At 62.6% G+C, this 21,189-nt stretch carries 26 protein-coding genes; 14 read left to right on the top strand and 12 right to left on the bottom strand.

Annotated features, from left to right (window positions below):
* Positions 1–43: 43 nt before the first annotated feature.
* The 7 genes from kce to FCU66_RS16690 form a co-directional block, all read right to left on the bottom strand.
* Positions 44–973 (bottom strand): 3,5-dioxohexanoate:acetyl-CoA acetone transferase, encoded by a 930-nt coding sequence (gene kce / locus FCU66_RS16720; RefSeq protein ID WP_136617380.1) that lies wholly within the window; start codon positions 971–973, stop codon positions 44–46.
* A gap of 3 nt (positions 974–976) precedes the next feature.
* Positions 977–2,362: an aminotransferase family protein gene (locus tag FCU66_RS16715; RefSeq protein ID WP_136617381.1), complete on the bottom strand. Its 1,386-nt coding sequence runs from the start codon at positions 2,360–2,362 to the stop codon at positions 977–979.
* A 1-nt stretch (position 2,363) separates the two neighbouring features.
* On the bottom strand, positions 2,364–4,007 hold the full coding sequence (locus tag FCU66_RS16710) for a N,N-dimethylformamidase beta subunit family domain-containing protein (RefSeq protein WP_136617382.1): 1,644 nt from the start codon (positions 4,005–4,007) through the stop codon (positions 2,364–2,366).
* A gap of 8 nt (positions 4,008–4,015) precedes the next feature.
* Positions 4,016–4,780 (bottom strand): amino acid ABC transporter ATP-binding protein, encoded by a 765-nt coding sequence (locus FCU66_RS16705; protein ID WP_136617383.1) that lies wholly within the window; start codon positions 4,778–4,780, stop codon positions 4,016–4,018.
* A complete protein-coding gene (locus FCU66_RS16700; protein WP_136617384.1) occupies positions 4,777–5,436 on the bottom strand; it encodes an amino acid ABC transporter permease in 660 nt (219 codons plus the stop codon). Before FCU66_RS16700 ends, FCU66_RS16705 begins: the two co-directional genes overlap by 4 nt.
* A gap of 12 nt (positions 5,437–5,448) precedes the next feature.
* Positions 5,449–6,096 carry an amino acid ABC transporter permease gene (locus FCU66_RS16695; RefSeq protein WP_136617385.1) on the bottom strand — a complete coding sequence of 216 codons (648 nt, stop codon included), beginning with the start codon at positions 6,094–6,096 and terminating at the stop codon, positions 5,449–5,451.
* A gap of 64 nt (positions 6,097–6,160) precedes the next feature.
* On the bottom strand, positions 6,161–6,943 hold the full coding sequence (locus FCU66_RS16690) for an ABC transporter substrate-binding protein (RefSeq protein ID WP_136617386.1): 783 nt from the start codon (positions 6,941–6,943) through the stop codon (positions 6,161–6,163).
* A gap of 136 nt (positions 6,944–7,079) precedes the next feature.
* Between FCU66_RS16690 and FCU66_RS16685 the strand changes: the two genes are divergently transcribed.
* Entirely contained in the window at positions 7,080–8,039 is a 960-nt protein-coding gene (locus tag FCU66_RS16685; RefSeq protein WP_136617387.1) for a LysR family transcriptional regulator, read from the top strand.
* Between the two features lie 6 nt (positions 8,040–8,045).
* On the opposite strand, the gene FCU66_RS16680 is transcribed toward FCU66_RS16685, so the two are convergent.
* Positions 8,046–8,462, bottom strand: coding sequence for an acyl-CoA thioesterase (locus FCU66_RS16680; protein WP_136617388.1), 417 nt, complete (start codon positions 8,460–8,462; stop codon positions 8,046–8,048).
* A 199-nt stretch (positions 8,463–8,661) separates the two neighbouring features.
* On the opposite strand from FCU66_RS16680, the gene FCU66_RS16675 reads away from it, so the two are divergent.
* The 3 genes from FCU66_RS16675 (at position 8,662) to FCU66_RS16665 (ending at position 10,701) form a co-directional block, all read left to right on the top strand.
* Complete coding sequence (locus FCU66_RS16675) at positions 8,662–8,910, top strand: ParB N-terminal domain-containing protein (protein ID WP_013532091.1); 249 nt, start codon at positions 8,662–8,664, stop codon at positions 8,908–8,910.
* Between the two features lie 272 nt (positions 8,911–9,182).
* Positions 9,183–9,668, top strand: coding sequence for an SRPBCC family protein (locus FCU66_RS16670; protein ID WP_136617389.1), 486 nt, complete (start codon positions 9,183–9,185; stop codon positions 9,666–9,668).
* Between the two features lie 79 nt (positions 9,669–9,747).
* Positions 9,748–10,701, top strand: coding sequence for an alpha/beta fold hydrolase (locus FCU66_RS16665; protein ID WP_136617390.1), 954 nt, complete (start codon positions 9,748–9,750; stop codon positions 10,699–10,701).
* 52 nt (positions 10,702–10,753) lie between these two features.
* On the opposite strand, the gene FCU66_RS16660 is transcribed toward FCU66_RS16665, so the two are convergent.
* A complete protein-coding gene (locus tag FCU66_RS16660; protein ID WP_136617391.1) occupies positions 10,754–11,782 on the bottom strand; it encodes an isopenicillin N synthase family dioxygenase in 1,029 nt (342 codons plus the stop codon).
* A 117-nt stretch (positions 11,783–11,899) separates the two neighbouring features.
* On the opposite strand from FCU66_RS16660, the gene FCU66_RS16655 reads away from it, so the two are divergent.
* From FCU66_RS16655 to FCU66_RS16635, 5 genes are all read left to right on the top strand, one after another.
* Complete coding sequence (locus FCU66_RS16655) at positions 11,900–12,298, top strand: GFA family protein (protein ID WP_136617392.1); 399 nt, start codon at positions 11,900–11,902, stop codon at positions 12,296–12,298.
* Between the two features lie 152 nt (positions 12,299–12,450).
* Positions 12,451–12,648: a hypothetical protein gene (locus tag FCU66_RS16650; RefSeq protein ID WP_136617393.1), complete on the top strand. Its 198-nt coding sequence runs from the start codon at positions 12,451–12,453 to the stop codon at positions 12,646–12,648.
* 205 nt (positions 12,649–12,853) lie between these two features.
* Positions 12,854–13,726, top strand: a complete 873-nt coding sequence (locus tag FCU66_RS16645) for an undecaprenyl-diphosphate phosphatase (protein ID WP_136617394.1) — start codon at positions 12,854–12,856, stop codon at positions 13,724–13,726.
* 71 nt (positions 13,727–13,797) lie between these two features.
* The gene (locus FCU66_RS16640; RefSeq protein ID WP_136617395.1) at positions 13,798–14,589 is read left to right on the top strand and encodes a phosphodiester glycosidase family protein; all 792 of its coding nucleotides are present in this window, start codon (positions 13,798–13,800) and stop codon (positions 14,587–14,589) included.
* Between the two features lie 171 nt (positions 14,590–14,760).
* Positions 14,761–15,858: a glycoside hydrolase family 25 protein gene (locus FCU66_RS16635; protein ID WP_136617396.1), complete on the top strand. Its 1,098-nt coding sequence runs from the start codon at positions 14,761–14,763 to the stop codon at positions 15,856–15,858.
* Positions 15,859–15,866: 8 nt separating this feature from the next.
* On the opposite strand, the gene FCU66_RS16630 is transcribed toward FCU66_RS16635, so the two are convergent.
* Complete coding sequence (locus FCU66_RS16630; RefSeq protein WP_136617397.1) at positions 15,867–16,778, bottom strand: LysR substrate-binding domain-containing protein; 912 nt, start codon at positions 16,776–16,778, stop codon at positions 15,867–15,869.
* A 104-nt stretch (positions 16,779–16,882) separates the two neighbouring features.
* On the opposite strand from FCU66_RS16630, the gene FCU66_RS41160 reads away from it, so the two are divergent.
* On the top strand, positions 16,883–17,050 hold the full coding sequence (locus FCU66_RS41160; protein ID WP_168991825.1) for a hypothetical protein: 168 nt from the start codon (positions 16,883–16,885) through the stop codon (positions 17,048–17,050).
* A 41-nt stretch (positions 17,051–17,091) separates the two neighbouring features.
* The gene (locus FCU66_RS16625) at positions 17,092–17,700 is read left to right on the top strand and encodes a class I SAM-dependent DNA methyltransferase (RefSeq protein ID WP_136617398.1); all 609 of its coding nucleotides are present in this window, start codon (positions 17,092–17,094) and stop codon (positions 17,698–17,700) included.
* Between the two features lie 55 nt (positions 17,701–17,755).
* Here FCU66_RS16625 and FCU66_RS16620 read toward each other — a convergent pair whose 3' ends face one another.
* Positions 17,756–18,127: a VOC family protein gene (locus FCU66_RS16620; RefSeq protein ID WP_136617412.1), complete on the bottom strand. Its 372-nt coding sequence runs from the start codon at positions 18,125–18,127 to the stop codon at positions 17,756–17,758.
* Between the two features lie 266 nt (positions 18,128–18,393).
* Here FCU66_RS16620 and FCU66_RS16615 point away from each other — a divergent pair, with 266 nt between their 5' ends.
* On the top strand, positions 18,394–19,359 hold the full coding sequence (locus tag FCU66_RS16615; protein WP_246093925.1) for a DUF3592 domain-containing protein: 966 nt from the start codon (positions 18,394–18,396) through the stop codon (positions 19,357–19,359).
* A gap of 14 nt (positions 19,360–19,373) precedes the next feature.
* On the opposite strand, the gene FCU66_RS16610 is transcribed toward FCU66_RS16615, so the two are convergent.
* Positions 19,374–19,733, bottom strand: a complete 360-nt coding sequence (locus tag FCU66_RS16610) for a hypothetical protein (protein WP_136617399.1) — start codon at positions 19,731–19,733, stop codon at positions 19,374–19,376.
* A gap of 175 nt (positions 19,734–19,908) precedes the next feature.
* On the opposite strand from FCU66_RS16610, the gene FCU66_RS16605 reads away from it, so the two are divergent.
* On the top strand, positions 19,909–20,430 hold the full coding sequence (locus FCU66_RS16605) for a hypothetical protein (RefSeq protein WP_136617400.1): 522 nt from the start codon (positions 19,909–19,911) through the stop codon (positions 20,428–20,430).
* Positions 20,423–21,043 carry a hypothetical protein gene (locus tag FCU66_RS16600; RefSeq protein ID WP_136617401.1) on the top strand — a complete coding sequence of 207 codons (621 nt, stop codon included), beginning with the start codon at positions 20,423–20,425 and terminating at the stop codon, positions 21,041–21,043. Before FCU66_RS16605 ends, FCU66_RS16600 begins: the two co-directional genes overlap by 8 nt.
* Positions 21,044–21,189 lie beyond the last annotated feature (146 nt).

Genomic DNA, 21,189 nt, shown 5'->3' with positions numbered 1-21,189 from the left:
CAGAGGGGGGTGTGACGGAACGCCATCATCTCAGATCATCATCTCAAAACGCCACCCTGTCGCCACCCTTGAGCGCCAGCATGTCGCGCGCTTCGGTTGGCGTGGCAACCTCCAGCGACAGCCCATCGAGAATGCCACGGATACGGCGCACCTGATCGGCGTTGGATTTCGCCAGCTGGCGGCCGTCATAGAGACTGTCTTCCAGCCCGACCCGGACATTGCCGCCCATCGCCGCCGCGATGGAAATCAGCGGCATCTGCTGGCGGCCGGCGGCGAGCACCGAGAACTGGTAGCTGTCGCCGAACAATTTGTCGGCGATCCGCTTCATGTGGACGAGATTGTCCGGATCGGCGCCGATGCCGCCCAGAATGCCCAGCACGAACTGGATGAACAGCGGTCCCGACACCAGCCCCCGGTCGCGGAAATGCGCCAGCGAATAGAGGTGGCCGACATCATAGCACTCGAATTCGAAGCGCGTGCCGCAGCCCTTGCCCAGCCTCTCCAGCACACCTTCCATATCGGCGAAGGTGTTCTTGAAGATGGTGTCGCGCGTCGCCTCGAGCAGCTTCGGTTCCCACTCGTGCTGCCACTCCCTTGGTTTGTCGAGCATGGGAAACAGCGCGAAATTCATCGAGCCCATGTTGAGCGAGCACATTTCGGGTTCGGCCCTGAGCGGCGCTGCCAGCCGCTGGTCCAGGGTCATCAGCGACGAGCCGCCGGTGGTGATGTTGATCACCGCATCGGTCGCCTGTTTGATGCGCGGCAGGAACTGCATGTAGACGTCCGGGTCGGCGGTCGGGCGGCCATCGCTCGGGTCACGGGCGTGCAGATGCAGGATCGAGGCGCCGGCTTCCGCCGCGGCGATCGCCTCCGCTGCGATCTGGTCCGGCGTCACCGGCAGATAGGGCGACATTGACGGCGTGTGCACCGAGCCGGTGACGGCGCAGGTGATGATGACTTTTCTCAGGCCCATTTTTTACCCCTGGCCTTCGACCGGCAGGTCGAGTTCGGAGGCCAGAACCTCCAGCGAGTCGCCGATGATGGCGACGATCTCGCCGACCTGTTCCCTGGTGACGATCATCGGCGGCGCGACCATGAAATTGTCGCCGTCGACGCCGCCCTTGACCCTGCGGCCATAGATGATCAGCCCGCGTTCATAGGCGAGGTCGAGCAGCCTTTGCGTGGCCTTCTTGTTCTGGTCGATCGGCCTCAGTGTCTCGGGATCGGCGACCATCTGGGCGCCGGTGAGCAGGCCCTTGCCGCGCACGTCGGCGATGAATGGAAACCGCTTCGCCAGCCTCTTCAGCCCGTCCATCAGCACGTCGCCCATGGCAGCCGCATTGGCGATCAGATCGAGCCGGTCCATTTCACCGAGCACCGCGAGCCCGGCGGCGCAGGCCAGCGGGTTGCCGGCATAGGTGTGGCCGTGCTGGAAGCCGCCCGCGTCGAGCAGCGGTTGCACCAGCCGCATCGGGGCGGCCAGCGCGCCAAGCGGCGCATAGCCCGAGCCCAGCCCCTTGGACAGAGCGACGATGTCGGGCTTGCAGTTCCAGTGGTCGCCGCCGAGGAATTTTCCGGTGCGGCCGGCCCCGCTCATCACTTCGTCGTGGATGAGCAGGATGCCGTAGCGGTCGCAGATCTCGCGGATGCGTGGATAATAGCTGTCCGGCGCCACAAGCGCTGCGGTCGCAGCACCCCCGATCGGCTCCATGATGAAAGCGACCACGCTGTCCGGGCCTTCGGCCAGGATCTTCTCCTCCAGCATGTCGGCATAGCGGATGCCGCGCTGTTCCATCGAGAGATTGTCGCGGTCGCGCCAGGCGTTCGGCGCCGGCACGCTCGGCATCACCCGCATCATCGGCTCGAACGTTTCGGCCAGCGCGTCGTCGCCAGTGATCGACAGCGAACCCAGCGTGCCGCCATGATAAGAGGGGAAGCGCGTGATCACCTTCCAGCGGCTGGCCTGGCCGGTGGCGACGGCCCATTGCCGCGCCAGCTTGATGCAGGATTCCGTCGCTTCCGAGCCGCCCGAGACGAAGAAGATACGGTCCATGCCTTCCGGCAGCTTGCCGGCAAGTTCCCGCGCAAGCTCCTCGGCCGGCTCGTTCTCGAAATGCAGCCGGTAGGCAAAGGTGGCGCGGTCCATCTGCCGCTTCATGGCATCCAGCACATTGCGGTTGGAATGGCCGATATTGGCGACCATCGGGCCGCTCGAGCCGTCGATGAAGCGGCGGCCGTCCTGCGTCCACATGTAGATGCCTTCGGCGCGGTCGATCAGCGGCCGGCGCAGGCTGGACAGATAGAACAGATGCGACTCTCGCCGGGCGTCAGTGTCTTGCGTGGCGGTCTGGACTTTCGACATGTCAGGACTTTCCGAGGTAACGATCGAGGACATTCTTGGTGACGCGTTCGACCATCGGGTCTTGTCTTAGCAGGCCGGCGACCCATTCGCAGCTTCCGGCATGGAACACCTCGCCCTTGCCGCGCGGGAAATTGACGATCATGCCGTTGCCGCGTTTGACTTTTTCCAGATTGGCGTCGCTCGCCTCGCCAAAAAGCGTTTCGGCGGTGAAGCGGCCGTCCTCGTCGGTGAGGAACTGGTCCTCGATCGGGATATCGGCGCTTTCCTCGACCTGGCTCGCCATGCCGACGGCGAGAACCTGCAGGCCGTCTGGTGCCCCGCTGGTGGCGGTCGGGTAAGGCAGGCCGCCGCGTATCTCGAACTCGAGCCCGTCGACCTCATAGCCATAGACATGGCTGTCGGCGCCGAGCAGGTCGCCATAGTAGATGCCAGTGCCGGCGAAGGCCCAGTGTTCCGGCCGGTAGACCGGAAAGCCGCGCACGCCGCGCGGCGCGCAGCCGCCCCAGCCGGCATAGAGGCCACGGGTCGCATTGAGCCCGAAGGTCGCCGAACCCGGCCGGCCGATTTCCGGCGCTTCCCAGGAATTGGTGGCGCGGGTGACGTCGCCGCCTGGGCGATAGGCCGGGTCTTCGGCACGCGAGCGATATTTGTAGCAGACCTGCCGGCGGCCCTCGTCTTCCAGCCGCGTCTGCCACATGAAATTGCCGGCAAAGCGCGCCGCATGGCCGCCGCGCTCGACATAGGCGTCTACGGCGTCGCGCATCTCCCAAGTCCAGTATTCGTCATGGCCGACGAAGACGGCGCAGTCGTAGCCGTCGAGAATCTCAGGCGAGACATGCAGATCGTGCTGGCTGGCGAGATCGACTTCATAGCCGGCGCGTTCGGCGAAGCGGAAGAAGTGGCTGTCGTAGCTGGCCCAGCCGGACGAAGCGTATTTCTTCGAATGGCCGGTGGCGAGCGCCCATTCCATATGCGGATAGCGCGGCACCGTCTTCGGCGGCACGGCGACTTCCAGCGGGACGCGCGGCGCATCCTTCGGCAGCACGACGAAGCCACGGCACCAGGGGCGTTGCGTCGACACGATGGGCGAATACTGGTTGCGGTCCGGCCCGGTGATGCCCTGGTAATGGTTGGAACCGCCCCAGGTGTTGTAGGCGAGCCAGGTGCCCGTCGCCGCCACCTGCAGCACGCGGCCGGGCTTCTTGCCGGGCTGCGGGCTCACGATGATCAGGTGATGGCAATGGATCGGCTGGCCGTCGTGGCCAGCGGCTGTCAGCGTCACCCGGTAGGCTCCCGACGGCCAATCGGCCCCGACGCGGAGTTCGAAGGACACCTCCCAGCCGCAGCCTTCGGCCGAGCACTGGTCGGGCGTGTCCTGCCAGTGCGCCGCGATGCCCGATTTCTCGAATACTTTTGTCTCGATGCCGCCGTCGCGGACGATCGCCATGTTGAATGCCGGAGCTGTCGAACTGACATGCAACGCCACCGTTTCGCCGGCGCGATAGGAAAACCGGTCGCTGTAGCACCAGATCTCGCCGCGCTCGCCATCCATGCCAGGCCATTCGTAGTAGTGGCCGCGCACCGCGTGGCGGCGCTGCTCCGGCGTCAGTCCGAAATCGGGGAATTCCGTGTTTGGTCTGGTCATGGTCATACTCAGGCGGAAAGGTATTTCTTGAGGAAGGTGCGCGTGCGTTCCTTCTGCGGCGCGCGGAACATGTCGCCGGGCGGGCCTTCCTCGACGACAACGCCGCCATCCATGAACAGCACCCTGTCGGCCACTTCGCCGGCAAAGCGCATCTCATGCGTTACGATGAGCATGGTCATGTGTTCGGCGGCAAGCTGTTTCATCACCGCGTTGACCTCGTCGACCAGTTCCGGGTCGAGCGCCGAGGTGGCTTCGTCGAACAGCATCACCTTGGGCTGCATCGCCAGCGCGCGGGCAATCGCCACACGTTGCTTCTGGCCGCCCGAAAGCCGCGAGGGATAGGCGTCGATCTTGTCGGCGAGCCCGACCTTCGACAAGAGGCTGTGCGCAAGCGCATGGGCGTCACTCCTCGTCATGCCTTTGAGGATGATCGGTCCCATGGAAATGTTCTCGAGCACCGTCAGATGCGGGAACAGATTGAAGTGCTGAAACACCATGCCCATCTGCTGGCGCACCTTGTTGATGTGCCGCTCGAAAGCCTGGCCGTGCAGCTTCTGGTTGACCTGCACGCCATCGAGCCAGACTTCGCCGCTGTTCAGGGATTCCAGATGGTTGATGGAGCGCAGCAGCGTGCTCTTGCCGGAGCCGCTCGGTCCGATGATTGCGACGATCTGCCCTCGGTCGACCGACAGGTCGATACCCTTGAGGACCTCGACCGCGCCGAACGATTTGCGCGCGCCGCGAACCTCGACCATTGGCAGCTGTGTGCTCATCGGGAAGCCTCCACATGTCTTTCGAACAGGCGCAAGGCCGCCTCGAGCACAAGGTTGAGAATGTAGTAGAGCGCCGCGGCCGTGATGTAGAACTCGAACGGGCGGAACGTTTCGCTGATCGCCAGCTGGGCCGAATGGACCAGCTCGGCGATGCCGATGACCGAGACGATGGAGGATTCCTTCAACAGCGCGATCAGGTTGCCGCCGATCGGTGGCGCGGTGTTGCGAATGGCTTGCGGTATCACGACATGGCGCAGCGTCTGCCACTTGCCGAAACCGATGCTGCGCGCGCCTTCCGTCTGGCCGACATCGACGGCCACGATGCCGGCGCGGATGATGTCGGCATTGTAGACGGCAAAATGCAGGCCAAGCCCGACAATGCCGGCGGCAAGGGCAGGGATGTCGATGCCGATCTGCACCAGGCCGAAATAGATCAGGAACAGCTGCAACAGCAGCGGCGTCCCCATGAACACCCACATGAGGGCGCGCACGGGATAGGCGACGATCACCGGGGCATAGAGCACGATGACCGCAAACAGGATGCCGCCGACGAAGCTGAGCGCGCCCGCCGAAACGGTCAGCACCGCGGTCCACCAGGCGCCAATCAACAGAAGGTCCCAGTAGGGCGCGACGACGGTGAAATCCAAACCTTGCATCGTGCTCTCCGGTCAGACGATGGCGAAGCGTTTGTCGAGCAGGTCGACGACCCGCGCGACCGCATAGACCATGATCATGTAGAGCAGGGCTGCAACGCCGAAGATCTCGAACGGCTTGTAGGTGGAGCCGATGAAGCTCTGGGCGGTGTAGGTCAGTTCGACGACTGAAATGGTCGACACCAGTGCTGATCCCTTCAACAAAGCAACCGTGTTGACCCCGAGCGGTCGGATCATCAGCCGCGCCGCCTGCGGCAGCACGACCTTGCGCAGCGTCTGGAAACGGCTGAAGCCGATCGTGCGGGCAGCCTCGGTCTGGCCCCTGTCGACCGCGACCAGCGCGCCACGGATCGATTCTGCCATATAGGCGCCGATGTTGAGGCCGAGGCCAATGACGCCGGCCGCGAACGGCTCCAGATTGATGCCGATCTGTGGGCCGCCGAAATAGAGCACGAAGAGCTGGATCAGGCACGGCGTGCCGCGAAACAGGCTGACATAGAGCGTGCCGATGGTCCGCAGGATTGCCGACCTCGACATCTTTGCGGCCGCGGCCAATGAAGCAACCGCAAGGCCCAGGATCAGGGCCAGCACCGTGATCTCGATCGTCACCAGGGCGGCTTCCACGAAGAACGGGAAGACGCGCTGCATCAAGGAGAAATCCATGAAAGGGTCCAGCAGGAGTGTCGCTCGGCCCCAGACGGCTTTGGCCGCCTGAAGCCAGGAGGGATCAGCGGATGTCGCTGCCGACCCACTTCGTGGAGATCTTTTCGTAGCTGCCATCCGCCAGCATGTCGTCCAGCGCCTTCTGCATGGCGGCCTTGAGCTCCGGATTGTCCTTGCGGATGGCGATGCCGATAGCAACAGCGCCGCCTTCAATGTCGGGCGTGTTGAGCTTGCGGACCTTCTCGCCCGTCTCCTTGACGGCAACCATGACCGGAATGTTGTCGACGACGATGGCATCGACGCGGCCAGCCCTCAACTCCAGCAGCAGTTCCGGCAGGCCCTTGTAGGTGCGGATGTCCCAGCCGCCCTTTTCGCGCGCCCATTTCTCGTGCGTTTCGCCCAGCGTCACGCCAATGGTCTTGCCCTTGAGGTCGTCGAGGCTCTGCACCTTGGACGCCTCGTTGACGAAAACGGCGCGGCCGGCATGGTAGTAAGGCCCGACGAAATCGACCACCTTTTCGCGCTCCGGCGTGATCGTCATCGAGCCGACGACGGTGTCGTATTTGTTGGCGAGCAGGCCGGCGATGATGCCGTCCCAGGCAGTGGTGATGATGGTGCCCTTGACGCCGATGCGCTCAGCGATGGCCTTGCCGATATCGGCGTCGAAGCCGACGACTTCGTTCTGGTCGTTGACGAAGTTGAAGGGCGGATACTGACCGCTCATGGAAATCTTCAGCTCACCGGCCGCCTTGATCTTCTCGAGGTCGTCGGCCCTGGCCGAAACGGCCGTGAAGGTCGACGCAAGCAGCAGGGCCGCAACGGCGATGCCGGAAAATACTCTGTTCATCTGATTTCCTGTCCTCTGGATGGAGCGCAAGGTCTTGTTCTTGGGAGGCGCGGGGATGCTTTCCTGTGTTCAATGATTGCCTTTGCGGCATCATTGCGCAAATAGATAATGGGAATAGGGAGCATAGATATCAGGAATGGCTTTGCCGCGCCCCGAACGACTGGTCTGGGATCTGGACTGGAACCTTCTGCGGACATTCGTCGTCATCGCCGAAGTGAAGAGCATCACCCGCGCCGCCGAGCGGCTGAACCTCAAGCAGCCCAGCGTCAGCAATGCCCTGCGGCGGCTGGAAGACCGGGTCGGCCGGCGGCTGGTCGAGCGCGACGCGACGCGTTTCGAACTGACCGAGGTCGGGCGGCTTCTCTACGAGCAGAGCGTCGAGGTGTTCGGCACCATATCGCAGCTGCCGCTGCTGATGCGCGGCATCAGCGACGACGTCACCGGCCACGTCATGATCGCGACGGCCAGCCATGTCGTCTCGCCATTGTTCGATCAGGCGCTGGCGGAGTTTCACCGCAACTACCCGCGCGCCAGCATCACCATTTCGGTGGCGGCTAGCACCGAAGTCGCCAAGCAGGTCAGGGAGCGGCGTGCCTCTTTCGGCATCTGCCTGGTCAGCCAGCGCGATCCGGCGCTGGAATATGCGATGGTCTACCGCGAGTTCTTCGGCTTCTTCTGTGGGCCGCAACACAGGCTTTACGGGCAAACCGGACTGACGCTGGCCGATCTCCGGGGCGAACCCTCGGTATCGTTCCAGACCGACCATATTTCGGACGCGTTGCGGCCGGTCGCGCTGTTGCGCAGCGAAGCCCGGCTGAACGCCGATGTCGTCGGCGTGTCCTCGAGTCTGGAAGAGGTGCGGCGCATGATCGTCGCAGGGTTGGGCATCGGCCCGCTGCCGTTGCATGTCGCACGGCGCGATGTGGCGGATGGAATGCTGTGGCGGCTGCCGCCCTACGACGCGCCGCCGGCCATCGACATCTTCCTGCTGGTCAACCCCGACAAGGCGATGAACCGCGCCGAGAAGGCGCTGCTGTCCGGGTTGCAAGCGCTGATCGCCGAGACACCGCTCGAGGAGCGCATCTACCAAGGCTGACCGGTCTTATTCGATCAGCAAGGCAGCCGCGCGGTTTCGCATTGCCTCGTCCAACGCCACCGAGGCGCGCGCGGCGAGGTCGAAACGCACGCTGGTCGTCCGGCTCGATGCACGGACGATGCCGTCGAGCGAGCCCGACATCACCTGTTCCAAGGTGATGGAGGTGCGGCCGATCTTCGCGACATGCGAGCGGATGGTGATGAGCGCTCCGGCTTTCGTTTCGTGCCGATAGTCGATTTCGGTGCGCACATCGGCCCATCCGATTTGCGACGCCTGATTATCGTCCTGTCCGGCGATACGGCCGAGAAGCTGGAAGCTGGCATCGTCGAACATCGCCGCGTAGTGACGCACATTCACGTGCCCCATCACATCGCACATCCAGGGATGAGCGACGCCGACAAAGGTGACGAGAGATTTGCTCATGGGGATTTTTGCCTCTGTGGCCATCGACGATCGCGCAGACGCAATATCGAAACTGGCGACGACAGGCAAACGGTCTGCTGTCATGGCATCTTCAGGCCCAGAATGGCCTTCGCGCCTCGTATTCGTTAGCCGCACCCTTGGCCGCCTCCATCAAACGGACTATCTCAGGGGAGGCGGCGTTTCCGCCACGGGGGTCGGCATGCTCAGAGTGCAAAAGGTCAAAGTCGACGAGATCTACGTGCCGACGGCGCGCAAGAAGACGCTGCATCCCGAGACCGTCCGCCATCTGGCCGAGGACATCCTGGAAAACGGCATGAAGACGCCGATCCAGGTCCGCCATGACGGCAAGCGCCATATCCTCGTCGAAGGTCTGCATCGGCTGGAGGCGGCAAAATGGCTCGGCGAGACCGAGATCGAGGCCTATCTGGTGCAAGCCAAGCGCCACTGACGCGTCGACAGAACACCCAGTTTCTCGATCAGATATGCTGCTTTGATAAGCCGAATGCCTCGGCGATTGGCGGAACGCGCCCATCGCTTCGTCATCCACGGGTCTCGGCGACGGAGCTGCGCTCCTGCTTCGCCTGTGGATGACGAAGGTGGGTGACGCCTCGGGCCAATCGAGACGGTGCCGACATTTTTTCGCCGGCGGTGTCGGTTCGTGTTTGATCCGTTCGTCCTTGGGACGGAAGCCAGATCAAACCGACACCCGAGGACACCATCATGACCACCAAGCTCGACATCGCCCCCGCCAATGACCGCGAACTGGTTCTGGCCCGCATCATCGATGCGCCGCGCGAAAACGTCTATCGCTGTTGGACCGACCCGAAACTGGTCACGCAGTGGTTCGCGCCAAAGCCGTGGACGACGCCGCGCGCCGAAATGGATGTGCGCACCGGCGGCTCGAGCCTTGTCGTCATGGCGGGTCCCGACGGCAACGAATTCCCCAACCCTGGTGTTTTCCTCGAAGTCATTCCGGGCAAGAAGATCGTCTTCACCGACGCCTACACCCAGGCGTGGGAGCCGTCGGAAAAGCCGTTCATGACCGGGGTGTTGACCTTCGAGGACGAAGGCAATGGCAAGACCCGCTACATCGCTCGGGTCAGGCACTGGAGCGCCGCCGACCGCGAGCAGCACGAGAAGATGGGTTTCCACGAGGGCTGGGGCCAGTGCACCGACCAGCTCGAAGAGCTCGCCAAAACGCTTTGATCAGCCAAAACGCTTTGATCAGCCAAAACGCCTTGATCAGCAAGACGCTTTGATATCGGCAGGACGAGAGGAGATCGATGTGTCCAAAACCCTGTTTTTCGCAATTTTTGCTTCGGCCGTAGTGCTTCTTGGCTACCCGGGCGCCACCAATGCAGAGGAGACAAAACCTGCCATGACGACAGAAACGAAGACACTGCCGAAACCGGAAAAGTCCGGTCTGCTGCCGATCAACGGCCTGAACTATTACTATGCCATCTACGGCAAGGGCGAGCCGCTGCTTCTGCTGCATGGCGGTCTTGGCACCACGGACATGTTCGCGCCGATCCTGCCCAAGCTTGCCGAGAACCGCACTGTTATCGGCGTCGATCTGCAGGGGCATGGCCGCACGGCGCTCGGCGACCGGCCGTTCAGCGTGGAGGCGATTGGCGACGACATGGCTGATATCGTCAAGGCGCTCGGCTACGACAAGGTCGACGTCATGGGCTATTCGCTGGGCGGTGGCGTCGCCTTCCGCATGGCTGTCCAGCATCCTGAAACGGTGCGCCGGCTTGTCCTGGTCTCGACCGGCTATGCCACGGACGGCTTCTATGACGAGATGCGTCCGCAGCAGGCGCAGGTGAGCGCCGCCGCCGCGTTCATGAAGGACACGCCGATGTACAAATCCTACGTCGCGGTCGCGCCTCATCCTGAGGATTTTCCGAGACTGCTCGACACGCTCGGCAATTTCATGCGTCAGAACCGCGATTACTCCGCCGACGTCGCCAAGCTGAAGATGCCGGTCATGCTGGCCTATGGCGACAGCGACATGTACAAGCCCGAGCACGAGATCAAGTTCTACCAGATGCTCGGTGGCGGCCTGAAGGACGCCGGCTGGATGCGCGAGAACCTGTCGCAGAACCGCCTGGCCATCATTCCCAACCGCACCCACTACGATGTCTTCTTCGCGCCGGAACTGACGGCCGCGGCACTGCCCTTCCTCAACGGCGAGACCAAGGTGAAGACCTGGGACCAAGTGGTCAGTGAGACGGAATGACCGCCTGCCTGCTCCAGCTGGCCGTCTCCCATGAGACGGCCGGCGGTTCTGTTTATGAGGACTTGGCGCGGCGCGGCCACCTGAGATGTTTGATGCCGCTCATCTCGACAAAATTGGTTGCCGCCTCCCATAGATAGTCGCCATAGAGAAACGGCTCGAAGGGCTCAGCGCCCGCCAGCGGCAACGGCGCGATCTCTGCGTCGACGCGCGGTTCGTAGAAGAACGGGATCGAGAAGCGCGCCGTCTTCGGCGCAATCACCCGGTGCCGCGTCGCCCGGACGCGTCCGCCGGTCCAACGCTCCAGCAACTGCCCGAAATTGACCGCCAGCGTACCGTTCGCCGGCGGCACGTCGATCCATTCGCCGGCAAGGGTCTTGGCCTGCAAGCCCTCGACGCCGTCCTGCGCCAGCAAGGTGACGAAGCCGGAATCGGCATGCTCGCGGCCGATGATGGTGCGCGTCTCGCCCTTGTGGACAACTGAAAATTCCGGACCGCTGGTGTCGACCCCGGCATTGGCGTCGCGCAGGGGATAACGGATCAGCCGCAGCGTCGAGATGCCATGCTCGAAATAGGCATCGAAGATCGTTTCCGGCAGGCCAAGCCCGCGGGCGATCGAGCGCATCAGCGCGTTGCCCACCGTCTCCATCGCGCGGTAATAATCCGCTGCCGCCGCGCGCCAGCCGGGCAGGGCGTCTTCGGCCGGCAAGGGTGTCGGCTCGCACAACGGATCGTCGGAAGCCGGGGTACCAGCCGCATCGGCGATATCCGGTCCCATATCGATGCCTTCCTTGTAGGAGACGGCTGTCGGCTGCAGCGGGAACCAGCCGCGATAGACATTCTTTTTCGTGCGGTCGAAATTCCAGCGCAGCAGTCTTTGCTTCTCGGCGTCGGCAAGCGCGAAGATGCGCAGCAATTGTGCGCGTTTGTCCGGCGTCAGCCAGTCGTCGCCGGGAAAGTCCCGGACCGCCATGAAGCCGATCCCGGAGGCCGCAGCCATGATCCGGGCGTCGGTGCGGTCGCGAGCGGGCGACGGCGGTCCGAACAAATCCGCAATGCCGATGGTTTCGATGTCCGGCGTCATGGCTTCAGCTCCACCCGCATCACCATAATCGATGACGTTGTATCAAAGCTTTTCAATTGACCCAATCGGCCCCGCCGCTACCTTGCCGCTTATTCTCTCCACCAATGGATCCGGGCGATGGCAAGATATGAGGGCGGATGCCTGTGCAAGGCGGTGCGCTACCGCACGGACGCGACCCCCATCAACGAACGCGTCTGCCACTGCCGGGTTTGCCAGAAGGCGATCGGTGCCGCCTTCAACGCACGCGTGCTGTTTCGCATCGACGACGTGACGGTCGAGGGGCCACTGGCGACGATAAACTCTTCGCCGGAGCTCAAGCGCGGCTTTTGCCCGAGTTGCGGCACGACGATGTTCTCTCGGCGCGATTCCGCGGGGATCATCGGCATCACCACCGGTTCGCTCGATGACCCCACAGTTTTCAAGCCGCAAATGCGTATTTTCACGGCCTCGAAGCAGCCTTGGCTGGTGCTCGATGACGGCCTGCCGCAGTACGAAGGCGCCCCGCCGCCGAGCTAGTTTTTCCTTCTCCCGCAGGGAGAGAAGGAAGAGCGTAACCATGACCAAAATTTAATCCAAATCAACACGAGATAGCCGGCAAAGCGTCATTGGCGGGCCATCTTTGTCTCCCTATTTAAGGGGCGCGGGCACGGCATTCGAGGAGACGACGGATGAACGACAGCATCAGCACCCTGGACGAGCTTTTGAGCGATCCGATGGTCCTGCTTGTGATGGAGCGCGATCGTGTGCGCCCCGAACAGGTGCGCATGCTGCTCGAACGGGTTCGCCGGCCTTCCGTCGATGAACCTGACGTGCCGCCGGCACATGTGATCGCCAGGGCATGCCAGAAACTCTGGCTCTGCCCATAAATGGTGTTGAGATTAACCGCCTTGCGGTTTTCGCTATGAATCTCAAGCCGGTCCCAAGGTGGGTCGGTTTTGAATCGCGTGCATCCCGGCGCCAGCTTACAAATCCGTAAATTGATTATCCGACCCATGACGATAAGGCTTGCCCGGGATTGACCGATACTGGTCGGTCCGCGCAAGTCCGATCTCTCATGCATGGAATTCAACATTGGCCGACATCTGCACTCAAGGCCTAGACACGGGCTTCGTCGGCCTGGGATTTGTCAAGGTGGCGTTCCTCGGTGTGGTGCAAGGCATCACCGAATTGCTGCCGATTTCCTCGACCGCCCATATGCGCATCGTGCCGGCCGTGCTCGGCTGGCAGGATCCCGGCTCCGCCTTCTCCGCCGCCATGCAACTCGCGGCCCTTGCCGCGGTGGTCAGCTATTTCTGGAGTGACGTCAGGGATATCCTGTTTGGGTCGCTCGACGCGCTGGCGCGACGCGATTTCGCGGACCGGCATTTCAAGCTGGCGCTCTGGATCATATTGGCGACGATCCCGATCGTCATCGCCGGCGTTTCACTGTCGGGCGTGCTCAACGCCTGCAATTCGCCGCTGCGCAGCCTGACGGTGATCGGCTGGGCCTGCATCGCCATGGCGATCCTGCTGGCGCTGGCCGAGATCTTTGCACGCCACCGGCGCAGCATGGGCGAAGCCTCACTGACTGACGCGCTGCTCGTCGGTGTCGCCCAGATCGGCGCACTGATCCCCGGCGTGTCGCGCTCGGGCTCGACGCTGACGGCAGCACTGGGGCTCGGCTTCAAGCGGGCCGAGGCGGCGCGCTTCTCGTTCCTGCTCGGGCTGCCCGCGATCGCGCTTGCCGGCCTCAAGGAGCTTTGGGAACTGCACAAGGTCCATCTCGACGCCCATGGCTGGTCGATCCTCGCCGTCGGGCTGGTCGTCGCATCGATTTCCGCTTTCTTCGCCATATGGGGGCTGATGCGCGTGCTGGAGCGTTTTTCGGCCTGGCCGTTCGTCATCTACCGCGGCCTGCTCGGTGTCGTTCTGCTGCTGAGCGTTGCGATGGGATGGCTCGTTTAGGGCACTTTCACAGTATCGCTTGAAACGGGCTATATCCGTGCCGGATCATCGAACTGGATTCCGGTACGCGCATGGATTTCTTGACCCTTCTGCAATCGGTCCCACTGCTGCTGGCGCTGGCCAAGGGCGCGCTTCCGTCGGTGGCGGCGCTCGGCATGGGGTTTGGCCAGTGGGTTGCCTCGCTGCCGCCATGCCGGGACTTCGTCTTCGAGGCGACCAGCTATCTCGTTTGCGAGGTTGATCCGAAACGATATCAGGTCGAGTTGTTCTGGAAGGATCGGGCGGGCAAGCCGTTTCAGTCGCTGCACAATCTCCATGCCGCGCAGCAGGCGGCCGGGCGCACGATGCTGTTTGGCATCAATGCCGGCATGTATCACCCGAACCTCGATCCGGTCGGTCTCTATATCGAGCATGGCCAGGAAATGGCTGATGTGAAGACGGGATCGGGAAGCGGCAATTTCTCCCTGCAGCCGAACGGCATTTTCTACATGCGCGACGGCAAGGCCGCGGTCCGCGCCACCCGGGATTTTGTGAAAAGGCGTCCGAGCGTCGACTATGCGACGCAATCCGGGCCGATGCTGGTGATCGATGGCCGGTTGCATCCGAAATTCCAGGCCGACAGCACCTCGCGAAAAACTCGCGACGGGGTCGGGGTGCGAAGGGACGGCGTCGCGGTCTTTGCGATTTCGAACGGCACGGTGACCTTCCATGCCTTCGCCCGGCTTTTCCGCGACGCGCTCGGCTGCGACAATGCGCTGTTCCTCGACGGCACGATATCAAGCCTGTTTGCGCCTGCCATCGGCCGCAATGACGACTACTGGAATCTGGGGCCGATGATCGGGGTCTTCAGGAAGAATGGCTAGCGCTCTCTTCCCGGCTCCCGCTTGGCCGTTGCGACCCCGTTCGCCAAGCCTCGCTCCGACTAATAATCTTTGATTCAAACTTTATTGGTAATTTCTCGTTCATAACTGATCCGGTTTGTCCGTTGGCTGTCGTTTTGCCCTCGGTCTGTTGTGTTTTGAGTACAGGTCCAGATGCGGATTCCGGGCGTCGTCAGTTTTTTGATCGCATCGCTATGCCTTGCCGGCTGCTCGTCGACGGCCGGCGTCGACGCGCTGGATTTGCAGAAACCGTCCAACGAGACCACCAGTTCCGTGATACGACCGCCGGCACCGATCGCCGCTGCTCCGGCGGCAAGGGGTAACAGGGCGGCAAGGGCCGAAATGGCTCCCATGTCTGACAACGGTCCGGGGGAAAAAACGCGCCCGTTCGGCTTGGCGGAGGAGGAAGAGACGGCGGTGTTTGCCGCGCCCGATGTGCCTAATCCCCAAGTTCCTGATGTCGGCGGGCTGCCGGTCGAGCCGGCGGCCCTGGTATCGCCGCCGAGGCTCTTGAGCCGCGCGGCGCCTCCGATGCTTGCCGGGCCGGTCACCCGCTATGGTTTTCGCGATGCCAAGCCGATCAATTTCGGCAAGGGTTCGCCCCGCCACCTTGCTGTGCACGGTGTCGACGTCTCGCGCTGGCAGGGCAACGTGAACTGGGACAAGCTGCGCGCCCAGGGTGCCAACTTCGCCTACATCAAGGCGACAGACGGCGGCGACCATCTCGATCCGATGTTCATGAAAAACTGGCGCAATGCCGACGCTGCCGGCCTGAAGCGCGGCGCCTATCACTTCTTCTACTGGTGTCGTACGGCCGGCGAGCAGGCCGACTGGTTCATCCGCAACGTGCCTAGGGTCGAAGGCGCGCTGCCGCCGGTGATCGACGTCGAGTGGAATGGCGAGTCCAGCTGCAAGCGGCGGCCGTCGCGCGAAAAGGTGCTGGAGAAGATGCAGGTGTTCATGGACAAGCTGGAACGCCACTACGGCCAGCGGCCCATCATCTACACCGCGCCTGATTTCTACCGCGACAATCTCAGGGGCGAATTCCTCGATTATCCGTTCTGGGTGCGCGCGGTGGCGCGGCATCCATCCAAGGTTTACCCCGACCGCAAATGGCTGTTCTGGCAGTATTCCGGCTCCGGCCTGTCGCATGGCGTCACCGGCCGCATCGACCTCAACGTCTTCCATGGCGACGAACGGCAATGGCGCGCCTGGGCTGGCGGACGGCAGACCGTCGCCGACGCCGACTGAGACAGCCGTCAGGTCCGGCGTGCTTCGCTCTCCCTGATATCCGCCGTCTGGGCCAGCACCCAGTCGCGGAACACCTTGATCTTCGGCGTGTTGCGGCGGCTTTCCAGGTGTACCAGCCAATAGCCGTCGCCGTCGGAGCCGAGGACTTCGAACGGCTGTATCAACTGGCCTTTTGCCAGAAGGGCGCTGTAGATGTTGCGGGTGAGGATTGCAGCGCCCTGATCGGTCAGTGCCGCCATCGCATCGTAAGCCTGCGAACCCAGCATCGGACCCGCGATGACGCGATCGGGATCGAAGGGCACACCGGCTGCTTCGAACCAGATTTTCCACCAGGGATCGGTCGCGCAGCATAGCGCCACCTTGTAGAGATCCTCGGGGTGGTGGATGCCGCCGACGCTCTCGGCCAGCTTGGGGCTGAGCATTGGCGTGTAGTCCGCCTTGAACAGATAATGCGCTGTCAGGCCGGGCCATTTTCCGGTGCCGGTTCTAATCCCGATATCCATGTCCTCGCGCGTGAAATCGACCAGCCGGGACGATGTATTCACCTTCACGGCAAGATCGGGATGCATCAGCTGGAATGTTCCAAGCCATACGGCCAGCCAGTTCGTTGCGAATGTTTCCATGGTCGTGACGGAAAGCACGCCGGTCGCTCCTCCCTTGGTGGCGACCCACGCATCCGTCAGGGCTGAGAACGCCCCTGTTGCGTGCGGCGCCAACTGCTGCCCGGCCTCGGTCAAGGCGATCTGCCTTGTTTTTCTTATGAAAAGCGGCGTTCCGGCGCGCTCTTCCAGCACCTTGATCTGATAGCTGGCCGCTGACTGGGTCATGCCAAGCTCTTCGGCGGCCTTGGTGAAGCTGCCCAGCCGTGCCGCGGCTTCAAACACCCGGATGGCGCCTAGCGGCGGTAGCTCCCAACTCATGACGCATCAATCCTCCTGATGCATGCTACGCGACGTTCGATTGGAATCCAAGGCTGCAAACAGGCATGCTCCTTTCATCAACTCGAACCCGGAAGGACACGGCAATGACCACGACCCTCTACAACACGCTTCGTCGCCCGATGCTCGATCTCTTCACCGCGCCGTTCAAGCCCCGCTCGCGCCGCCTGCTCGACCACCGTTGCCTGTCGGACCACTTCCTGCGCGATATCGGCATGCTCGACGGCCATGTTCCCAACGGCAGCATCCGCTGAGGCAAGTCTCTTTGACCGACGTAGAATGCAAGGAGGGAAAGATGAGCGTGTCATCGCAGGATCTGGCGAAGAGCCGTCAAACGATCAGTGCTTATGAGGACTATGCGGAACGCTATGATGCAATCGTCAGGCATGTTCCCAACGAGAGGGAGCAGGCGTCGCTAAAGCGCCTCGTGGCGATCGCCGGCACAGGCGGGCGGATTCTGGAAGTCGGGTCGGGACCCGGATACGATGCGGATTTTCTGGAGAGTTTGGGCGTCAAGGTTCGGCGCACCGACGCGACAAAGCGGTTTCTGGAGTTGCAGGCCGCGCGCGGCAAGAACGGCGAACTCCTCGATCTCATCACCGACGATCTCGGCGGCCCTTACGACGCCGTCCTGGCCCTGTGCGTCCTGATCCATGTGCCTCGCGACCAGACCGACCAGGTTCTTGCCAAGATAGCCGGGTCGCTGCGGCCGGGCGGCGTCTTCCTCGTCTCGATGCGCAATGGCGATGGCGAGACATCAGGCGAATATCATACGGTCTACTGGCGCAGGGACGACTTCGCCGCTCGTCTCGAAAGTGCCGGGCTGGTCCTCATCAGGGACGATTTCAACGTCGGCCGCGATCGCGAAGAATGGAACACGTTCCTGGCCGTGAAGCCGTCATGACGCGGCGCGGGCTGTTGCTTCCTTTTCCCAAAACAGGAGGAAGGAAGCGCTCCCGTCACGCCTCGTTGATCATCGCCTCGATATTGTATCCATCCGGATCAAGCACGAAGCAGGCGTAGTAATTCTCCGCATAGTCCGGGCGCGGGCCAGGCGCTCCGTTCTCTTTCGCGCCGGCCTCGAGTGCTGCCCGATAGAATGCATCGACCTCTGCCTTGCTGCCGGCCCGGAAAGCGACATGCAGACGGGTGAGCGGCGGCTTCTCGTCCGTTCGCTGGATCTCGAACAGGCAGCCATTGCCGACATCAAAAGCCCAGAACACGCCCTCTTTGCCAAAGGAAAGGCGATACCCCAAGGGAGCGAAAGCGCGTTCATAGAAGAGCTTGCTCTTCTCCAGGTCGCCCACTTCGATGGTCATGTGATCGATCATGTTGTCTTTCAGAGATGTCCAGCGCGCAGGATGACGGCCGCTGTGGTGGATGCTCAAGAACGGTGGCGGCGTCAAGGGCGGCGATACCCTGGCCCGCGCTCGCTTGGAGGGATATGTTCGTGTCATGGCGATCGATGACTAAGGGGCGCCGCGCGGCGCAATCGGGACTTGTCAGGCAGCTCATCTCCGGGCTTCTCGAATAAACGAGACATTGCCGTCGCCTTGCTGTCTATGTGCAGGCTCCTGCACTCCTGGGGGGAGACGAGTTGGAACTCAAGATTATGCTTGTCGGCTTTGCCTGCGTGGTCGCCGGCATGTTGTCGCTCATCACCTTCCTGAAATGGCGAGAGGTGAAGGCACTCAGCCGCTGGTTGCCGACGCCGGGAAGGATCATGTCCTCGCGCGTCGAGGCCCGTGAAGTGAGACGCTCGGGCGTTGGCTCGGACAGCACTGACACCACCGAAATGCGCAATTTTCCGGCGATCACCTTTGAATACAAGGTCGGCGGCAAGAAATTTCAAAGCTCGCGCTACAGCGTGAAGGAGAATTTGGGGAATTTCGAAGTCAAGGAGACCCTTGCCCAGTTCCCTCGCGGCGCGGAGGTGACTGTCTTCTACAATCCAGCCGATCCGAGCAAAGCCGTGATCGAGCGCACCATGCCGGACGGCGCCTTCAAGTTCATGGTCCAGCTTTCGGCCGGACTGGTGGTCGGCGCGCTGGTGCTGGTGTTTTCCGTCGGCGGTGTGCTGGAGGCGATCGGCCCACATCTGCCCAAGCCGCAGAACCTCGGCGCGGGAGCGCTGCTGCTGTTCATGGGCCTGTTTATCCTGCGCATGGGTTTCGCCCAGAAATCGTTGGCCGAGCAGGCGGCAAAATGGCCGATCGCCGCCGGCCGCATCGATGCCTCGGGCCTGCAGGCGCTGCGAAGCCATTCAGGCTATCGACGCTGGCGCACGGTCTTCAAATCCCGCATCGTCTACACCTATGGCGTCGCCGGCCAGCGCTACAGCGCCGACCGTGTGACCTTCGGCGCCACCGTAACGGCTTCGCTGCCCGACCTCGTTAGCGGCCAGGCACGACAGTATGTCGAGGGCAGCAAGGTCGACGTGCACTATGACCCCGCCAACCCCGCCTCGGCGGTGCTCGAATGCCGGGTGCGCGGGCTCTGGATGCTGTGGGTCTGTTCGGCTGGCTTTCTCGGCGGCGCCGCGTTTCTGGTCGGGCTGTTCTGAGGCGACAGATGCCTTCAGCAGCGGACGAGAGGGCCGCTGTCGAAACCAGGCCAGGTGAACCGCAGCGTGGCGCCATGCCTGACGATATGAATGACGCGCGTGAACGGCTCCTCGAGCGACGGGTCCGACCCGTAGCACTGGCTTGCCTGCACCACCCAGCCGGTGGCCGTCTTGCGAAATATCGCGTGTTCGCAGCCGAGATCGGGAAGCGAAAGCGACGCCTGATCTACGGTGAAGACGGTCTGACGTTGGACGTCGGCGGCCGCACTGCAGTTCAGCCTGTCGCTGGACCATGTGCCGACATAGGGCGTCGCCGCCAGAGCAGGACCAACTGCAAATGCAGACATCGCCATCGTCACAATCAAACGCCGCATCACCAGGCTTTCTCCTTCGGCCATTGCGCTTGACCATACAGACTGTCGGGGTCGGTACAGGATAAGTTTTCATCCAGGAGCCGACAAAAGCAGCCATTCCGGATTTCGCTTATGCTTTCGCGCGGATGATGCGACTGTGTGGGCCGTACTAGGCAACGCTTTCCCAGAGACATTGATGATCATCCGCACACTGGCCTTCGTTTTCCTGGGCCTGCTCGGCCCGATGCAGGCGGCCCTCGCAAAAGACTGTCTGCTGAGCCACGCCACCTATCGCGAACCGCGCTCGGGTGCGGTCATGCAATTTCGGCCGCTCGCCAACGAACCGGCGGCTCTGACGGCGCAGGTGTTTTCGCTGACCGTGCCCAACACCGACACAAGCCTGCCGGCCGACATCACCTGGACCAACGGCAAGAATTCATTTCCGCTCGGCACCATACGCCACGCCTGCACGGACGACGACCGCGAAGCAGGGCTGCAGGATGGCAGCGGACTGTGCAGGATATGGGATGGCCAAGTCTATGCCTTGACCGGCGGCGGCGCCGAGCAGCTGAATTCACGCGAAGCGACACCCGCGCCGAAAGGGCTGCTTTTGCCCGATTTCGGCGTGGCTTTCACCGAATTGACCGATTTCGCCAAGGCCAATCCAGACGGCTCGGCATGGGATGCTTTCACTTTGACAGGATGCAGCGATGAATAGCGCCATGAGATCGATCATCTGGGCCAGCGCCCTGCTTGCATCTGCGGCAGTAATCACCGTGGCTCGCGCTGACGAAGTCGCTCCCTCGCGCCCGCCCATCGACAAATGCGTTTGGGAGAAACTGTCCGATAAGGGTGTCGGGCTGGGCGCCTGGGTGCAGCGCTGCGACTTCGGCTTCCGCCAGATCCACTTCGAATTCGCCGGCAACGCGCTCGCCATCAAATACAGCGATGGCGGCGCGGCCGACCCACTTGTCGAGGTCTTCGACATCATATCAGGCGAAACCGCCGAGGCTGCCTTGCAGCGCCTGTTCCTGCAAAAGACCGACAAGGCTGTCAGCGCCCGCTGCGTGCTGGCGCCTTACACCGAGGGCACAGTGCCCGCCGGTGTCAAACGCTACACATTCAGCCCCGACGCTGCCTACGCGAAAGAACTGAAAGCGGTAGCCGACCCCAACGAGGTTCCGGAGCCGCCTTGCGGCGATTGGGGCGAAATGCCTGACGGCATCCAGTATTTCGAGGTGCCAGCGGGTGAGGGGCGGAAACTGCTGTTTGTCCGTATTGGCCAGGACGAGCCGTTGTTCGACGAGCGGACGTTGCGGGTGTTGCCGTAGGGGCGGGTGGCTCTTCCCTTCTCTCCTTGTGGGAGAAGGTCGATCGGCGCGCAGCGCCGAGACGGATGAGGGGTACGCGACAGAGCACGGCGTGAAAAGGTCAAATGATCTGAAGCACTTAATTCTGCGAAGCAGAGATCCTTCCA

The organism is Mesorhizobium norvegicum, from assembly GCF_004919685.1.
In the GTDB taxonomy this organism is placed as follows: domain Bacteria; phylum Pseudomonadota; class Alphaproteobacteria; order Rhizobiales; family Rhizobiaceae; genus Mesorhizobium; species Mesorhizobium norvegicum.
This window is presented reverse-complemented; position numbering and strand designations above follow the sequence as displayed.

Coding starts and splice junctions, on each gene's coding strand:
- kce (WP_136617380.1), bottom strand. CDS start 973: ATGGGCCTGAGAAAAGTCATCATCACCTGCGCCGTCACCGGCTCGGTG.
- FCU66_RS16715 (WP_136617381.1), bottom strand. CDS start 2,362: ATGTCGAAAGTCCAGACCGCCACGCAAGACACTGACGCCCGGCGAGAG.
- FCU66_RS16710 (WP_136617382.1), bottom strand. CDS start 4,007: ATGACCAGACCAAACACGGAATTCCCCGATTTCGGACTGACGCCGGAG.
- FCU66_RS16705 (WP_136617383.1), bottom strand. CDS start 4,780: ATGAGCACACAGCTGCCAATGGTCGAGGTTCGCGGCGCGCGCAAATCG.
- FCU66_RS16700 (WP_136617384.1), bottom strand. CDS start 5,436: ATGCAAGGTTTGGATTTCACCGTCGTCGCGCCCTACTGGGACCTTCTG.
- FCU66_RS16695 (WP_136617385.1), bottom strand. CDS start 6,096: ATGGATTTCTCCTTGATGCAGCGCGTCTTCCCGTTCTTCGTGGAAGCC.
- FCU66_RS16690 (WP_136617386.1), bottom strand. CDS start 6,943: ATGAACAGAGTATTTTCCGGCATCGCCGTTGCGGCCCTGCTGCTTGCG.
- FCU66_RS16685 (WP_136617387.1), top strand. CDS start 7,080: ATGGCTTTGCCGCGCCCCGAACGACTGGTCTGGGATCTGGACTGGAAC.
- FCU66_RS16680 (WP_136617388.1), bottom strand. CDS start 8,462: ATGAGCAAATCTCTCGTCACCTTTGTCGGCGTCGCTCATCCCTGGATG.
- FCU66_RS16675 (WP_013532091.1), top strand. CDS start 8,662: ATGCTCAGAGTGCAAAAGGTCAAAGTCGACGAGATCTACGTGCCGACG.
- FCU66_RS16670 (WP_136617389.1), top strand. CDS start 9,183: ATGACCACCAAGCTCGACATCGCCCCCGCCAATGACCGCGAACTGGTT.
- FCU66_RS16660 (WP_136617391.1), bottom strand. CDS start 11,782: ATGACGCCGGACATCGAAACCATCGGCATTGCGGATTTGTTCGGACCG.
- FCU66_RS16655 (WP_136617392.1), top strand. CDS start 11,900: ATGGCAAGATATGAGGGCGGATGCCTGTGCAAGGCGGTGCGCTACCGC.
- FCU66_RS16650 (WP_136617393.1), top strand. CDS start 12,451: ATGAACGACAGCATCAGCACCCTGGACGAGCTTTTGAGCGATCCGATG.
- FCU66_RS16640 (WP_136617395.1), top strand. CDS start 13,798: ATGGATTTCTTGACCCTTCTGCAATCGGTCCCACTGCTGCTGGCGCTG.
- FCU66_RS16635 (WP_136617396.1), top strand. CDS start 14,761: ATGCGGATTCCGGGCGTCGTCAGTTTTTTGATCGCATCGCTATGCCTT.
- FCU66_RS16630 (WP_136617397.1), bottom strand. CDS start 16,778: ATGAGTTGGGAGCTACCGCCGCTAGGCGCCATCCGGGTGTTTGAAGCC.
- FCU66_RS41160 (WP_168991825.1), top strand. CDS start 16,883: ATGACCACGACCCTCTACAACACGCTTCGTCGCCCGATGCTCGATCTC.
- FCU66_RS16625 (WP_136617398.1), top strand. CDS start 17,092: ATGAGCGTGTCATCGCAGGATCTGGCGAAGAGCCGTCAAACGATCAGT.
- FCU66_RS16620 (WP_136617412.1), bottom strand. CDS start 18,127: ATGATCGATCACATGACCATCGAAGTGGGCGACCTGGAGAAGAGCAAG.
- FCU66_RS16610 (WP_136617399.1), bottom strand. CDS start 19,733: ATGCGGCGTTTGATTGTGACGATGGCGATGTCTGCATTTGCAGTTGGT.
- FCU66_RS16605 (WP_136617400.1), top strand. CDS start 19,909: ATGATCATCCGCACACTGGCCTTCGTTTTCCTGGGCCTGCTCGGCCCG.
- FCU66_RS16600 (WP_136617401.1), top strand. CDS start 20,423: ATGAATAGCGCCATGAGATCGATCATCTGGGCCAGCGCCCTGCTTGCA.